Origin of the sequence: Candidatus Mycolicibacterium alkanivorans (assembly GCF_022760805.1) — a bacterium.
Lineage (GTDB): Bacteria > Actinomycetota > Actinomycetes > Mycobacteriales > Mycobacteriaceae > Mycobacterium > Mycobacterium alkanivorans.
Genome location: NZ_JAIVFL010000001.1, coordinates 3,365,697 through 3,380,206, shown reverse-complemented (window position 1 = coordinate 3,380,206; position 14,510 = coordinate 3,365,697). Strand labels below are relative to the sequence as shown.

14 protein-coding genes are annotated in these 14,510 nt (G+C 68.3%); 10 read left to right on the top strand and 4 right to left on the bottom strand.

What is annotated here, in order from left to right; translation table 11 throughout:
* The first annotated feature begins 9 nt into the window (after positions 1-9).
* A complete protein-coding gene (locus K9U37_RS16570; RefSeq protein ID WP_243072616.1) occupies positions 10-864 on the top strand; it encodes a GNAT family N-acetyltransferase in 855 nt (284 codons plus the stop codon).
* Positions 865-959: 95 nt separating this feature from the next.
* Positions 960-2,783, top strand: a complete 1,824-nt coding sequence (locus K9U37_RS16565) for a penicillin-binding transpeptidase domain-containing protein (protein WP_243072615.1) — start codon at positions 960-962, stop codon at positions 2,781-2,783.
* A gap of 46 nt (positions 2,784-2,829) precedes the next feature.
* Here K9U37_RS16565 and K9U37_RS16560 read toward each other — a convergent pair whose 3' ends face one another.
* A complete protein-coding gene (locus K9U37_RS16560) occupies positions 2,830-3,219 on the bottom strand; it encodes a Rieske (2Fe-2S) protein (RefSeq protein ID WP_243072614.1) in 390 nt (129 codons plus the stop codon).
* A 60-nt stretch (positions 3,220-3,279) separates the two neighbouring features.
* Between K9U37_RS16560 and K9U37_RS16555 the strand changes: the two genes are divergently transcribed.
* The 5 genes from K9U37_RS16555 (at position 3,280) to K9U37_RS16535 (ending at position 7,615) form a co-directional block, all read left to right on the top strand.
* On the top strand, positions 3,280-3,855 hold the full coding sequence (locus tag K9U37_RS16555) for a DUF1707 SHOCT-like domain-containing protein (protein ID WP_243072613.1): 576 nt from the start codon (positions 3,280-3,282) through the stop codon (positions 3,853-3,855).
* Between the two features lie 9 nt (positions 3,856-3,864).
* Positions 3,865-4,722: a type I methionyl aminopeptidase gene (gene map, locus K9U37_RS16550; RefSeq protein ID WP_243072612.1), complete on the top strand. Its 858-nt coding sequence runs from the start codon at positions 3,865-3,867 to the stop codon at positions 4,720-4,722.
* Between the two features lie 79 nt (positions 4,723-4,801).
* Positions 4,802-6,307, top strand: a complete 1,506-nt coding sequence (locus tag K9U37_RS16545) for a cobyric acid synthase (RefSeq protein WP_243072611.1) — start codon at positions 4,802-4,804, stop codon at positions 6,305-6,307.
* 10 nt (positions 6,308-6,317) lie between these two features.
* Positions 6,318-6,986, top strand: coding sequence for a hypothetical protein (locus tag K9U37_RS16540; protein WP_243072610.1), 669 nt, complete (start codon positions 6,318-6,320; stop codon positions 6,984-6,986).
* 65 nt (positions 6,987-7,051) lie between these two features.
* Positions 7,052-7,615, top strand: coding sequence for an alpha/beta fold hydrolase (locus K9U37_RS16535; protein ID WP_243072609.1), 564 nt, complete (start codon positions 7,052-7,054; stop codon positions 7,613-7,615).
* A gap of 2 nt (positions 7,616-7,617) precedes the next feature.
* Here K9U37_RS16535 and ngg read toward each other — a convergent pair whose 3' ends face one another.
* Both ngg and K9U37_RS16525 read right to left on the bottom strand, forming a co-directional pair.
* Entirely contained in the window at positions 7,618-9,381 is a 1,764-nt protein-coding gene (gene ngg / locus K9U37_RS16530; protein ID WP_243072608.1) for an N-acetylglutaminylglutamine synthetase, read from the bottom strand.
* A complete protein-coding gene (locus K9U37_RS16525; protein WP_243072607.1) occupies positions 9,378-11,183 on the bottom strand; it encodes an N-acetylglutaminylglutamine amidotransferase in 1,806 nt (601 codons plus the stop codon). The genes ngg and K9U37_RS16525 overlap by 4 nt, the downstream gene beginning before the upstream one ends.
* 370 nt (positions 11,184-11,553) lie before the next feature.
* Between K9U37_RS16525 and K9U37_RS16520 the strand changes: the two genes are divergently transcribed.
* The 3 genes from K9U37_RS16520 to K9U37_RS16510 are packed head-to-tail and all read left to right on the top strand — an operon-like array spanning position 11,554 to position 12,700.
* Positions 11,554-12,042 (top strand): hypothetical protein, encoded by a 489-nt coding sequence (locus K9U37_RS16520; RefSeq protein WP_243072606.1) that lies wholly within the window; start codon positions 11,554-11,556, stop codon positions 12,040-12,042.
* Entirely contained in the window at positions 12,039-12,455 is a 417-nt protein-coding gene (locus K9U37_RS16515) for a hypothetical protein (RefSeq protein ID WP_243072605.1), read from the top strand. Before K9U37_RS16520 ends, K9U37_RS16515 begins: the two co-directional genes overlap by 4 nt.
* Positions 12,452-12,700, top strand: a complete 249-nt coding sequence (locus tag K9U37_RS16510) for a hypothetical protein (RefSeq protein WP_243072604.1) — start codon at positions 12,452-12,454, stop codon at positions 12,698-12,700. Before K9U37_RS16515 ends, K9U37_RS16510 begins: the two co-directional genes overlap by 4 nt.
* Before the next feature lie 251 nt (positions 12,701-12,951).
* On the opposite strand, the gene K9U37_RS16505 is transcribed toward K9U37_RS16510, so the two are convergent.
* Positions 12,952-14,481 (bottom strand): amino acid permease, encoded by a 1,530-nt coding sequence (locus K9U37_RS16505; protein WP_243072603.1) that lies wholly within the window; start codon positions 14,479-14,481, stop codon positions 12,952-12,954.
* Positions 14,482-14,510 lie beyond the last annotated feature (29 nt).

Below are 14,510 nucleotides of genomic sequence, written 5' to 3'. Positions count from 1 at the left end.
GTAACGCCAATGTCGGCTCCGCCACTGTTCCGCCTGGTCGACGAACGACGGGTATCAGTGGTGCGCGACGCCGCGGCCGTGGGGCGGGTGCTCGCCGACGATCCGGTCGGCTCCTGCATGGTGGCCGCCCGTGTCGCCGACCACGGGGTCGAGCCCCAGGCGATCGGGGGAGAGCTGTGGACTCGGCGCCGTGTCGAGGAGTCGTTGTGCTACGCCGGCGCCAACCTGATTCCGTTGCGCGGCACGCAGAGTGACCTGATTGCGTTCGCGGACAAGGCGATGAGTACCGCGCGGCGGTGTTCCTCACTGGTCGGCCGGGCCGAGATGGTGCTGCCGTTGTGGGACCGGCTGCAGCACGCGTGGGGACCGGCTCGTGACGTGCGTGACCGTCAGCCGCTGATGGCCATCGGAGCGCCACCGGCCAGTCCGATCGACCCCGCGGTGCGCCGGGTGCGGGTCGACGAACTCGACGCGTACCTGGTCGCCGCGATCGACATGTTCATCGGTGAGGTGGGGATCGACCCGCGTTTCGGCGACGGCGGCCGCGGGTACCGGCGGCGGGTGGCCAGCCTCATCGCCGCCGGGCGGGCCTACGCCCGCTTCGAGCACGGGCAGGTGGTGTTCAAGGCCGAGGTGGGGTCCCAGTCCCCGGTCGTCGGCCAGATCCAGGGCGTCTGGGTGCACCCGGAATGGCGCGGTCACGGGATCGGGACGGCCGGGACGGCGGCGGTTGCCGCGGCCGTTGTGAACAGCGGCCGCATCGCCAGCCTGTACGTCAACAGCTTCAACACCGTCGCGCGGGCGGCCTACGCCCGGGTCGGATTCGCCGAGGTCGGCACGTTCGCCACCGTCCTGCTCGATTGAGAGCGCTGGCGCGCCTGTCATCGAATGACGTTCGTCGGCCGGGCGTCGGTGCGCCTCCGCCGAATAGCTATCACGAACTCATAACATCAGCCCCAATGGCTACTTGCACCTCACTAGCAACACGAGTCACAGGCGTGGTGTCGATCGTCTCGGTGATCGCGGCCTCCGCCACCCTCTCGGCGTGCACGCCCCGGCCCGACGGCCCGGCACCCGCCGCCCAGCAGTTCCTGGCGGACCTGGCCAAGGGAGACACGTCGGCGGCCGCACAGCTGTCCGACCGTCCCGCCGACGCCCAGGCCGCGCTCAACGAGGCCTGGGCCGGGTTGCAGGCCACCCACCTCGATGCCCAGATCCTCGGCTCCCGCTTCACCGAGGACACCGGCAGCGTGAACTACCGCCTCACCTGGCAGCTGCCGAAGAAGCGGACATGGACCTACGACGGTGTGCTGCAGATGATCCGGGACGAGGGCGCCTGGCAGGTCCGCTGGGTCGCCAGTGACCTGCACCCGAAGCTCGGCGAGCACCAGAAGTTCGCGCTGCGGGCCGATCCGCCTCGGCGCGCTTCGGTCAACGAGCTCGGCGGGTCCGACGTGCTGGTGCCCGGCAACCTCTACCGCTATCAGCTCGACGCCGCCAAGGCCGGCTCCGAGCTGATGTCGACCGCGCGGGTGGTGGCCGATCAACTGCGCCAGTTCGACAACACGCTCGACCCGCAGCGGCTCGCCGAGCAGGCCAGCTCGTCGAGCAACGCGCTGGAGCTGATCACCCTTCGCCCGTCCGATCACGACAAGGTGGGTCCGGTGCTCGACGGGCTGCCCGGCGTCGTGGTCACCCCGCAGGCCGACCTGCTGCCCACCGACGACAACTTCGCCCCGGCCATCATCAACGAGGTCAAGAAGTCGGTGATCGACCAGCTCGACGGCGAGGCCGGCTGGCGCGTGGTCAGCGTCAACCAGAACGGCGCCGACGTCGACGTCCTCAATGAGGTGCCGGGCCAACCGGCTCCGTCGGTCTCGATCACCCTGGACCGATCGGTGCAGAACGCCGCTCAGCACGCCGTCGACACCCAGGGCCGCAAGGCGATGATCGTGGTGATCAAGCCGTCGACCGGCGACATCCTCGGGGTGGCGCAGAACGCGGCGGCCGACGCCGACGGCCCAGCGGCCACCACGGGCCTCTACCCGCCCGGGTCGACGTTCAAGATCGTCACGGCCGGGGCGGCCATCGACCGCAACATGGCCACGCCCAACACGCTGCTGGGTTGCCCGGGTCAGATCGACATCGGTGACCGAACCATCCCGAATTACAACAAGTTCGATCTCGGCACCGTCCCGATGGCCAAGGCGTTCGCCAATTCGTGCAACACCACGTTCGCCGAGCTGGCCAGCCGCATGCCGCCGACCGCGCTGACCGTCGCGGCGTCCCAGTACGGCATCGGCCCGGACTACACCATCGACGGGCTGACCACGGTGACCGGTCAGGTGCCGCCGACGGTCAACCTGGCAGAACGCACCGAGGACGGCTTCGGCCAGGGCAAGGTGCTGGTCACCCCGTTCGGCATGGCGCTGGCGGCGGCGACGGTGGCGGCCGGCAAGACGCCGACGCCGCACCTGATCGCGGGGGCTCAGACCAGTGAGGCCGGCGACCATCCGCCGATCAGCCCGGCGATGCTCGACGGGTTGCGCGAGATGATGCGGCTGGTGGTCACCAACGGCACGGCCAAGGACATTCTCGGTGCCGGTGACGTGCGCGGTAAGACCGGTGAGGCCGAATTCCAGGGCGGTTCACACGCCTGGTTCACCGGCTATCGCGGCGACCTGGCGTTCGCGGCACTGATCGTCGGTGGCGGTAGTTCGGAGTATGCGGTGCGGATGGTCAAGATGATGTTCGACGAGCTGCCCGCCGACTACCTGGCCTGAACCGAAAGCTTGGCCGCGTACCCGTCGGAGGTCCACCAGGTGAGCATCAGCTCACGACGATCAGGCCGCCCTTCACCGTCACCTTGACCGGCGCCAGCGGCTGCATCGCCGGCCCGCGCACCACCGCGCCGTCGAGGGCGAACCTGCTGCCGTGACACGGGCAGTCGATGGTGTCGCCGCTGACCCCGGTCAGCACGCACCCGGCGTGTGGGCAGCGAGCGACGAAGGCGTCGAACACCCCGGGCCGGGGCTGGGTGATCAGGGTGTCGCCGACCACCTTGCCCGAGTTCACCGGGACGTCGGCGGTGCTGATCAGCGCCTGACCGGCCGCGGGCAGGGTCGCTGGCTTGATCAGCTTGTCGGGCGAGGCGCTGCAGGCGGCGAGCGGGCCGACGGCGGCTGCGATGAGCACGGCCCGGCGCGGGAGTTCAGCCATGGAGTCCCAGACTAGTGCAGCCCGTCCCGCACCGCGTCGCGCAGGTACCGTGGAATGGCCATGACCGAGATCGAGAACACCCCCGCGCTGCGGGTTTCCGACGCCGACCGCAACGGGACGCTGCGGCGGCTGCACAACGCCGTCGCCCTCGGGCTGATCGACATCGGCGAGTTCGAGGAACGCTCGGCGCAGGTGTCGGCGGCGCGGATGCGCACCGAGCTCGACGTTCTGGTCGGCGACCTGCCGGGGCCCGGCGCGATCGTGACCTCCGCGGCCGACCGGGTCGAGCTGCGCGGCTGGCTCGGCTCGCTCAAACGGCACGGCGAGTGGACGGTGCCGACGCGGTTGGCGCTGGTGCGCCGGGTGGGCTCGGTCGATCTCGACCTGACCAACGCCCGGTTCGCCGGTCCGGTCGTGGTGATCGAACTCGACCTGGTGCGCGGATCCCTCGATCTGCGGCTGCCGGACGGCGCCAGTGCCTCGATCGACGACGTCACGGTCTACGGCGGCAGCGCGCGGGACCGCCGCAAGGACCCGCCCGCCGAGGGCTCACCGCACGTCGTCCTGACCGGACGGGTGGTGATGGGCGTGGTCAACGTCCGCGACCCCAAGCGGCCGCTGCTGCGTCGCCGCTAGTCTTAAATCATGCCTTTACGCACCGCTCTCCGTGCCGGAGTGGTTTCGCCGACCCTCCCGGTGCCCAAGTCGATCGAGCGTCCCGAATACGTGGGCAAGTCCACCGCGCAGGAAGGCTCCGAGCCTTGGGTGCAGACGCCCGAGGTGATCGAGAAGATGCGCATCGCCGGGCGGATCGCGGCCGGCGCGCTCGCCGAGGCCGGTAAGGCGGTGGTCCCCGGCGTGACCACCGACGAGCTCGACCGCATCGCCCACGAGTACATGGTCGACCACGGGGCCTACCCGTCGACGCTGGGCTACAAGGGCTATCCCAAGTCGTGCTGCACCTCGCTCAACGAGATCATCTGCCACGGCATCCCGGACTCGACCGTCGTCGAGGACGGCGACATCGTCAACATCGACGTGACCGCCTACGTCAACGGGGTGCACGGCGACACCAACGCCACGTTCCTGGCCGGTGACGTCGCCGAGGAGCACCGTCTGCTGGTGGAGCGCACACACGAGGCGACGATGCGCGCCATCAAGGCCGTCAAGCCGGGCCGGGCGCTCTCGGCGGTGGGCCGGGTCATCGAGTCGTACGCAAATCGCTTCGGCTACAACGTTGTTCGCGACTTCACCGGCCACGGCATCGCGACCACGTTCCACAACGGGCTGGTGGTGTTGCACTACGACCAGCCCAGCGTGGAGACCATCATCGAGCCCGGGATGACGTTCACCATCGAACCGATGATCAATCTCGGCTCGCTGGACTACGAGATCTGGGACGACGGCTGGACGGTGGCCACCAAGGACCGCAAGCGCAGCGCTCAGTTCGAGCACACGCTGGTGGTCATCGACGACGGCGCCGAGATCCTGACCCTGCCGTGAGCCTTTCCCCGCGAGCAGACGCAAACGTCCCCGAACCACCGGCGTGTCGGGGACATTTGCGTCTGCTCGCCAGAAGAACGTGAGCGGCGGCGCGCTGCTGATCGCCGGCACCACCTCCGATGCCGGCAAGTCCATGGTCGTCGCGGGCCTGTGCCGCTTCCTGGCACGCAAGGGAATTCGGGTCGCGCCGTTCAAGGCGCAGAACATGAGCAACAACTCCGTGGTGACCGTAGACGGCGGTGAGATCGGCCGGGCGCAGGGGATGCAGGCCCGGGCCGCCGGGCTTGCGCCCAGCACCCGATTCAACCCGGTGCTGCTCAAGCCCGGCAGCGACCGCACCTCGCAACTTGTGGTGCGCGGGCGGCCGGTCGGCACGGTCGGTGCGGCCGACTACATCGAGCATCGCGACAAGCTGGCCGGTGTGGTGGCCGACGAACTGGCCGGCCTGCGAGCCGAATTCGACGTGGTGCTGTGCGAGGGTGCCGGTTCGCCAGCCGAAATCAACCTGCGCGCAACCGATTTGGCCAACATGGGGTTGGCGCGCGCGGCCGACCTGCCCGTCGTGGTCGTGGGCGACATCGACCGCGGCGGCCTGCTGGCCCACCTGTTCGGCACCGTCGCCGTGCTCGCGCCGGCGGACCAGGCCCTGATCGCCGGGTTCGTCGTCAACAAGTTCCGGGGCGACCCGGCGCTGCTGGCACCCGGACTTGACCAGCTCGAGGCGCTCAGCGGGCGGCCTACCTACGGGGTGGTGCCCTTCAGCGACGAGTTGTGGCTGGATGCCGAGGATTCGGTGACGGTGGTGGCCCGCCAGGTGGTGGGCCTGCCGGCCCCGCCGCGCGGCGAGGACTGGCTGCGGGTGGCCGCGATCCGGCTACCGCGAATCTCCAACTCCACCGACGTCGAGGCCCTGGCGTGTGAGCCCGGTGTCCTGGTCCGGTGGGTCGCCGACCCCGCCGACGTGGCCGACGCCGACGTCGTGGTGATACCGGGCAGCAAGGCCACCGTCGCCGACCTGCAGTGGCTGCGCGACCGCGGACTGGCAGACGCCGTGCACTCGCATGTCCGCTCCGGTCGCCCGGTCCTCGGTATCTGCGGCGGCTTCCAGATGCTGTGCCGGCGCATCGACGACACCGTCGAGACCCGCAGCGGCTCGGTATCCGGACTCGGCCTGCTCGACGCCGACATCGAGTTCGCCGCCGAGAAGGTGCTGCGGCACTGGGACAGTCCGCTGGGCGGCTACGAGATCCACCACGGCCAAGTGACGCGCTGCGCCGAGGTCGGCTGGTTCGAGGCCGACGGCTCACCGCAGGGCTTCGCCCGCGGCGTGGTGTACGGCACGCACTGGCACGGACTGCTGGACAACGACGACTTCCGCCGCGGCTGGCTGCGCGAGGCCGCGGCGGCAGCGGGCCGCCACGACTTCCGCGTCGCTGACGACGTGAGCGTGCCGGGACGCCGCGACGCCCAGCTCGATGTGATGGCTGACCTGCTGTCCGCGCATCTCGACACCGATGCCCTGTTGGGGCTGGTGGACGGTGGCCCGCCGGTGCGCCCCACGGTGACCTCGGCACTTCGGCAGTAGCCTGGTGTTCATGGCAGGTCGGGGCGCAATCATCACCGCGCTGGCGGCGACGGCCCTGGTGGTAGCCGGGTGCGGCAGCACCGTTGCGGGCAGCGCGACCTGGCCGGGCGCGACTCTGAAGAAGGTCACGCTGGGTGCCGCCGATTTCCCGCCCGGGGTGAATGTCGACCGGATCGTCGAGCGGCCCGGCCTGCCCGACGGCGCCGGCGCTCCGCCGTCGATGCTGTCGCGGCCAGAGGGCTGCGCCAACGTACTGACCAATGTCATCGCCGAGTCGGCCGAACGCGGCCCCGGCGCTGCGGCGAAGTACTCGGTGGGCTACAACGGCGCGCGCATCGTGATGACGGTGTTGTCCTGGCGGTTGGATCTCGGCAAGCTCGAGGCGGCGGCTGTCCGGTGTGCGAACTTCGAGGCGTTCTTCGACGCTGCCGCCAAGGGTATTCCGATCACCACCACCGAGTTGAGCGGTGTTGAAAACGGTGCCTTGGCCTACCAGCAGACGATGCGGTTGAACGGTTCGCCCAGTAGCGTTTACATGGCGTTCATGAATGTCGGGAGACTCGCGGTGTTCGGTATAGCTTTCCCCACGTCCGATCCCAGAATCGAAGCCAAAGCGTCACTGCCGCAGACATTCCTGGATGTCGTGGCCAAGCAGGCCGCGAAGATTCGCGCTACCTGAGTAGCACCTGAGGGACGGCGCCGAAGCGGCTCGCCGCGTCGCGCTTTCGGAGTAGCGTGGCCCGAATGCCGTCGACAAGGGTGACTGTCGAGGGGTTCCCCGTGCAGGTCAGTGTGACCGGCCCGGAGAAGGGACCGTTCGTTGTGGTGCTGGGCGCTGCCCAGCACGCGCCTGCCGCTTACGATGCGGTCTGTCAGCGGCTGCACACGGCGTCGGTGCGCACGGTCGTCATCGCCCACGACCCCCGGCTGCACGCCAAGGCCGTGGTCAGCCTTCTCGATGCCCTCGACGTGCGGTGGGGTGTGCTGGTCGGTGATCGGGCCGGCGCCGAACTCGCCTGGGAACTGGCGGCCACCCGCATGGACCGCTTCACCGGTCTGGTCGTGGTCGACCGCGGACATCCCCGAGTGCCCGACCCGACCGGCGTGATCCGCGACGAGGACTGCCCACCGGTCGAGATCAACACCACGGCTCTGGTCAGCAATCCAGCTGTCCGGGCCATGGCCAAGGCCAGCCAGCGCTACGTTTACGGCGACTACCGATTGGTGGAGTTCACCGGCCGGCGCAACGCCGCCGAGTCCACCGCGCAACTGGCCGCCGAGATCGTCCTGCGTACCAGCACCTGGTGAGCTCACGCGTCGGTTCTGGGCTCCTCGGGCGTCCAGGCCTGCGGTAGTCCGGGGTGGCCCGGGAACAGGAAATCGATGAACGCCGCCGCCGTCCGCTGCGGTTCGTGGTTGGCCAGGCCCGGGCGCTCGTTGGCTTCGACGAAGACGTACTCGTCACCGCTGACGTCGGGCACCAGCAGGTCGATACCGGTGACGGGGACGTTGATCGCGTCGGCCATCGCCACGGCCACCCGACACAGCTCCGGGTGCACCTGCGCGGTGACGTCCTCGATGGTGCCACCCTGGTGCAGGTTGGCCGTCCGGCGCACTCGCAGGGTGACCCCTTCGGGCAGCACCTCGTCGAACGACCAGCCGGCCTCGTGCACCGTCGCCTCGGTCACCTCGTCGACCGGGATCTGCGACTCACCACCGGTGGCTGCCGCGCGGCGGCGGCTCTGCGCGTCGATCAGTTCCCGGACGGTGTGGGTGCCGGTGCCGATGACCTCGGCCGGCCGGCGCAACGCGGCCGCCACCACCTTGCTGTCGATCACCACCAACCGCAGGTCGTCGCCGGGTGCGCGCTGCTCGATCAGCACCTCCGAATCATGCTCACGCGCGCGGGCCAGCGCGGCGTCGAGTTCGTCGGGTTCCTCGACACCGACGGTGATGCCCTTGCCCTGCTCGCCGCGGGTCGGCTTGACTACCACGTCACCGACTTCGGCCATAAACGCGTGGTCTCGCTCGTCGAAGGTGGCCACCCGCCCGCGCGCCACTACAACACCGGCCTCGACGGCGAGGCGCCGGGTGCGGCGTTTGTCGTCACAGCGGCTCATCGCCACCGCCGAGGTGAACTCCGAGAGCGATTCGCGGGTGACCACGCTGCGGCCGCCGTGGGTCAGCCGCATCTCGCCGGTCTCGGCGTCGAGCACCTCGACATAGATCCCGCGGCGCATCGCCTCGTCGGCGATGATCCGGGCGTAGGGATTCAGGTCGTCGACGGTTTGCGGTGGGCCGGGATTGAATAGCGGCTCGTTGATCGCGTTCTTGCGCTTGATCGCCAGCACCGGGACCCGGCGAAAGCCGAGCTTCTCGTAGAGCCCGATGGCCGCGGCGTTGTCGTGCACCACCGACAGGTCCATGTAGGCCCGGCCGCGGGCGCGGAAGTGCTCGGCCAGCGCCCGGGTCAGCGCCTCGCCGATCCCGGGCAGTCCGGCGGCGGGGTCGACGGCCAGCGACCACAGGCTCGAACCCTGCTCGGGGTCGTCGAACAGCCGGGCATGGTCCACGCCGGTGACGGTGCCCACCACGGCGCCGTCCTGGTCGCGTACGGCCACCAGGTAGGTCACCGCGTCGCAGCCGACGTGGTTGTTCCAGATGACGTCGACGGGAGCGGGCACCATCGCGCAGCGCACGTAGACCCGGTTCATCGCGTCGGCCTCGGCGCGATCGCGCAAGGGGCGCACCGTGATTCCACTGGCCTCGGCGGCCAGACTTTCGCCGTCGAAGCGCAGCCGGTACGTGTGGCTGGGGTCGATGAACAGCTCGTAGGGGGAGCGGGCCACCAGGACGTGCGGTTCGCGGGCGTAGAAGCAGATGTCGCGTCGCCCGGGCGCTTCCCGGCGCAGCACATCGGCCAGTTCGTCGGCGTCGGCGAAGGTCTGCCCGAACATCAGCCTGCCCCAGCCGAGATTGAGGACGACGTCGTCGGCCATCCCCTCGACCATGTCCGCCGGGGCGGTGTCGTGCAGGCCCAGGGTGATCGCCTCGCCGGGCCTCGGCGCGCTCATGCGGCCGGTCCGGTGATGCCGTGATGCTGCAGCCAGAGCTCGAGAAGGCCGATCTGCCACAGTTCGTTACCGCGCAGCGGAGTGAGCCGGCCGTTGGGGTCGGCCAGCAGGCGTTCGACCGCATCGGGACGGAACAGGCCGCGCTCCTTGGCCTGCGGCGCGTACAGCGCGTCGCGCACCAGATCGAGGTACGGGCCTTCCAGATGCGTCAACGCCGGGACCGGGAAGTACCCCTTCGGCCGGTCGATCACCTCGGCCGGAATGACCTGCCGGGCTGCCTCTTTGAGCACGCCCTTTCCGCCGTGGGCGGTCTTGAGCTCGGGTGGACAGCTGGCGGCCAGCTCGACGAGATCGTGGTCGAGGAACGGCACCCTGCCCTCCAGACCCCAGGCCATCGTCATGTTGTCGACCCGCTTGACCGGATCGTCGACCAGCATCACGGTGGTGTCCAGCCGCAGTGCGCGGTCCACACCGGTCTGTGCACCGGCACGGGCGAAGTGCTCGGTGACGAACGCCAGGCTGGGGTCGCTGCCGCACCGGTGGTCATCGTTGAGCAGCGCGTTGACGCCGGCATGGTCGCGGTCGAAGAACGCTTCCCGGTAGCGGGCGACGGCGCCGTCGACGCTCGCCGCGTCGGCCCCGCTCATCGGCGGATACCAGTGGTAGCCGGCGAACACCTCGTCGGCGCCCTGGCCGGACTGCACCACTTTCACGTGGTGGGAAACCTCTTGGCTGAGAAGGTAGAACGCCACACAGTCATGGCTGACCATGGGTTCGCTCATGGCGGCGATCGCACCGGCGAGAGCGGGCAGCATACGTGCGGTGTCGATGCGGACCTGGTGGTGGTCGGTGCCGAAGCGGTCGGCCACGATGTCGGAGTAGACGAACTCGTCGCCCTTGACCCCACCGACCGACTCGAAGCCGATGGAGAACGTCGACAATCTGTGTTGGCCCGCCTCGGCGAGCAGTCCGACGATCAGGCTGGAGTCCACGCCGCCGGACAGCAGGCATCCGACCGGCACATCGGCGACCAGTCGGCGCGTCACGGCCGTACGCAGGGCATCGAGAACCGCGTCCTGCCAATCCGTTTCGCTCCAGTCCGCCCGATCGGCGCGGCGGGTGAAGTCCGGACTCCAGTACGTTGTCGCCTTCCGGGTGCCGTCGGGCTCGATGGCCAGCAGCGATCCGGGCGCCAGCTTGCGCACCCCGCGCAGGATCGTGTACGGGCCGGGCACCACGGAGTGAAACGTCAGGTAGTGGTGCAGGGCCACCGGGTCGATCCGGGTGTCGATACCGCCGCCGGCCAGCAGGGCCGGCAGTGAGGACGCGAACCGGATCCGGTGCGTGTCCTCGCTGATGTAGAGCGGCTTGATGCCGAGCCGGTCGCGGCCGAGCAGCACCCGGCCACTGTCGCGCTCGGCGATGGCGAAGGCGAACATTCCGTGCAGCCGCTCGACGAATCGGTCACCCCAGTGGTGGTAGGCCTTCAGCAGCACCTCGGTGTCGCTGTGCGAGAAGAAGCGGTAACCGTGGCCGGCGAGTTCGTCGCGCAGGGCCTCGTAGTTGTAGATGCAGCCGTTCCAGCCGATGGTCAATCCCAGCTCGGCGTCCACCATGGGTTGGGCGCCCGCCTCGGACAGGTCGATGATCTTCAGTCGGCGGTGTGCCAGCGCGACGCGCCCCTGTGACCACACCCCGGAGCCATCGGGTCCGCGGCGAGCCATCGTCTCCGCCATGGCGTCCACTGCCGCCACGTCGGGTGCCTGGTCGTCGAGCCGGATTTCACCCGTCGCTCCACACATCGCTTCGAACCTACCCGTGTCCTGTGAGCATCGGTACCCGGGCGCTGTCGGCGACCGCGCCTGAACTCCGATCGCCTCGACCGCGCCGCTGGTCAAGATCACCGAGGCGTTCGTTGCCGCGGTGCATCGCTATGCGCGCGACAACGACGTGGCCTGGGTGGATTTCGCCAAGGGCCAACGCAAGGACGACGTGGCCCACGAGTACCTGGAGAACCGTTCCGGCGGTGAGGGGTGCTGTTCTTCGGCCGCGCCCGGGAGGAGACGTCACTGTTTCGGACCGAGAAGGGCCGTGACGCCAACGGTGATGCCTATCCGTGGATCGTGAAGACCACTGGCGTGGTCAACCACTTCTACTCTTACTGCGTCGATGATGACTTCGGCCCGTTCTTTTGGAAGTTCTGCTCCTACTTTCCCTACAACGCCAAGGCTGTGCATCAACGGCAACGAGTGGGCGAAACGTCAAGCAACCAAGGCCGGGATCGGGTTCACTGCCCTGGACAATGGCTTCGCCGCCGTCGAGGACCCCGCCGCGTTACAGGCCATCTGCGATCGGCTCGGACCTGAGCAGATCGACGGGCTGCTACGGAAGTGGCTGGCCCGGCTGCCACACCCGTTCAGCCCCGCCGACCGCGCCGCGAGCTACCGCTACGACCTGTCGATGCTGCAGGTCGAGTTCTCCTTGACCCAGATGCTCGACAAGCCGGTCTCTGGACGGGTGTTCTTCGAACACGTCATCCGCGACAACCTCGACATCGGCCGGCCTGACCAGGTCAGCCTCATCTTCGACCGGCGGTCGATGCGTCGGGGTCCGCGTGCCACCCCGGGCCGGTTCCGTACCCGGGTGATCACCGACGGGTGACCCCGAGCCTGCACGTGGACTACAAGCACACCCGAATCAAGCGATACCACAAGGAAGGCAGGGCACTACGGACCGAGACCACGATCAACGACACCCGCGACTTCTCGATCGGGAAACGACTGACCAATCTGCCCGCACCGCGGGAGATCGGCTTCACCACCAACCGGCGCCTGCTGCGCCTGCAATCACTCAGCCATGATCCGATCACCGGCGCCGATGCCCTGCACGCCCTCACCGCGCCGGTCATCACCGCCACCGGTACCCGCATCCCCGGCCTGCGTCTGGGTGAACAACACAGTCACGCCCTGCCGCTGTTTCGGCTGCAACCCAACGGCTTCGCCAACAAGGACATCCGCGCCGTCATCGCCGACCTGCGGGGCATCCGGCGCACCAACTCACCACCGGTCAGATGACCTACGACCTGCGAAGACTGCGCGGCCGCGGCTTCATCACCCGCATCCCGCACACCCACAGCTACGCAATCACCAACCACGGCCTGCGCACCGCGATGTTCCTATCCGCCGTTCACGACCCCTACCTGCCCACCGGACTGTCACATCTTGCCGACCACGCGACCTCGCCACCTCTGCGTGCAGCCTCCCGCGCATACCACACAGCCCTCGAAAATCTCAGCCGCACAACAGGACTCGCCGCGTAACACCGCAAACCGAACCAAACAACACAAACTTGACTCAAAAATCCGGCTTCGCCGGATCAAGCGAAGCTGGGAGGGCGCCGATTATTCAGCGCCCTCCCAGCGACCAAGGATGACCAAGGATGACCAAGGATCGCTAGCGACCAAGGATCGCTAGGAAAGCCGCCATTGTTCCAGCCGAGACCGAATGAGGTGAAGCAGCCCGGCCAGGATCGAAATGATCGAGAGCGAGATGGCGAAGTTGGAAATCGGCGTCAGCCGGTGTGGCCTTTGAGGATCTCGTCCTCGATGGTGCCGCCGAGCCCTTCGGAGGCAGGGTCGTAGCCGTGCAGGCCGCCGGTGACGGCGTACTCCTCCTCCGGCGACAGCACCAACCGGTGGCGCCCGTACAGTCCGAACACCAGCAGGCCGATCACGTACAGGATCACGATCGTGAACACCGCGGGCCGGTAGGTCGGGTTGATCAGCACGGCGATGAATGTGATCGCCGCGATGGCGAAGGCCGCGATCGCACCCCAGTTCCCGGTCGGGCTGATCCACGGCCGCCGCGCGTTCGGGAACTTGCGGCGCAGCAGAACGAAGGAGATCATCTGCAGCATGTAGGCCAGAACCGCGCCCCACACCGCGATGTTGAGCACGACGTCACCGGCTCCGGCGTTGAGGTTCACCACGACCAGCGCAATGAATCCGATTACCGCGCCGACGAACAGCGCAACATAGGGGGTCTGGCGACTACCGGTGAGGGACAACATCTTCGGGTAGTAGCCCGCCCGGCTCAGCGAGTAGAGGTTCCGGCCGTAGGCGTACATGATGCCCTGCAGGCTGGCCAGCAGACCGATCAGGGCGAAGGCCGACAACACCGCGGCCCAGCCGCTCGGCAGGAATGCGCGGAAGCCGTCCAGCAGTGGCTCGTCAGAGCTGCCCAGCGCTTGTGAACCAGTGACCGCGGGGTTGAGGAAGAACACGATCGCAGCGCAGGCGACAAGCGAAACCATGCCCCAGATGCCGGCCTTGGGAATGTCGCGGCTCGGGTTGTGAGCCTCCTCGGCCGCGAGGGGTAGTTCCTCGATTCCCAGGAAGAACCACATCGCGAACGGCAAGGCATACAGGATGCCGACGAGTCCGAACGGCAGGAACGTGTTGGAACCGGCCTTGCTGGGGTCCGGGTAGATGTCCAGCAGCTTGCCGAAATCCACTGCCCCGTGGGCGATCGCCAAGATGCCGAACAGGATCAGGATGCCGACCGAGATAATGGCGACGACTAGGGCGAAGCGGAACGAGATCTCCGCACCCCAGGAATTCAGTCCCACGAAGATCGCGTACAGGATGATCCACCACAGCCAACCGGGCAGCGACAGGTTGAAGAGGTCGCTGGTCACCGCGTCGGCGTAGCTCGCCGAGAAGTAGACGACGACCGCGGTGGTGAAGACGTACTCGATGGTTTCCGCGAAGCCGGTGATGAACCCGCCCCATGGCCCCATCGCAGCGCGTGCGAAGGAGTAGGCGCCGCCGGTATGCGGCATCGCGGCCGACATCTCACCGATCGAGAACAGCATGCCGAAGTACATGACGATGATAACGATCGACGCGATGCCCAGACCGCCCCAGCCGGCCGCGCCGATGCCGAAGTTCCAGCCCGAGAAGTCGCCCGAGATGACGGCGGCGATGCCGATGCCCCACAGGCCCCAGAACCCGGCGGTGCGCAGCAGAGTGCGTTTCTCGAAGTAACCCTCACCGGCTTGGGTGTACGTGACGCCCGAGGTCTTCATCGTCTCTTCGGCCATGGCGGTTCCTCCTCAACCGGGTAGGTGCG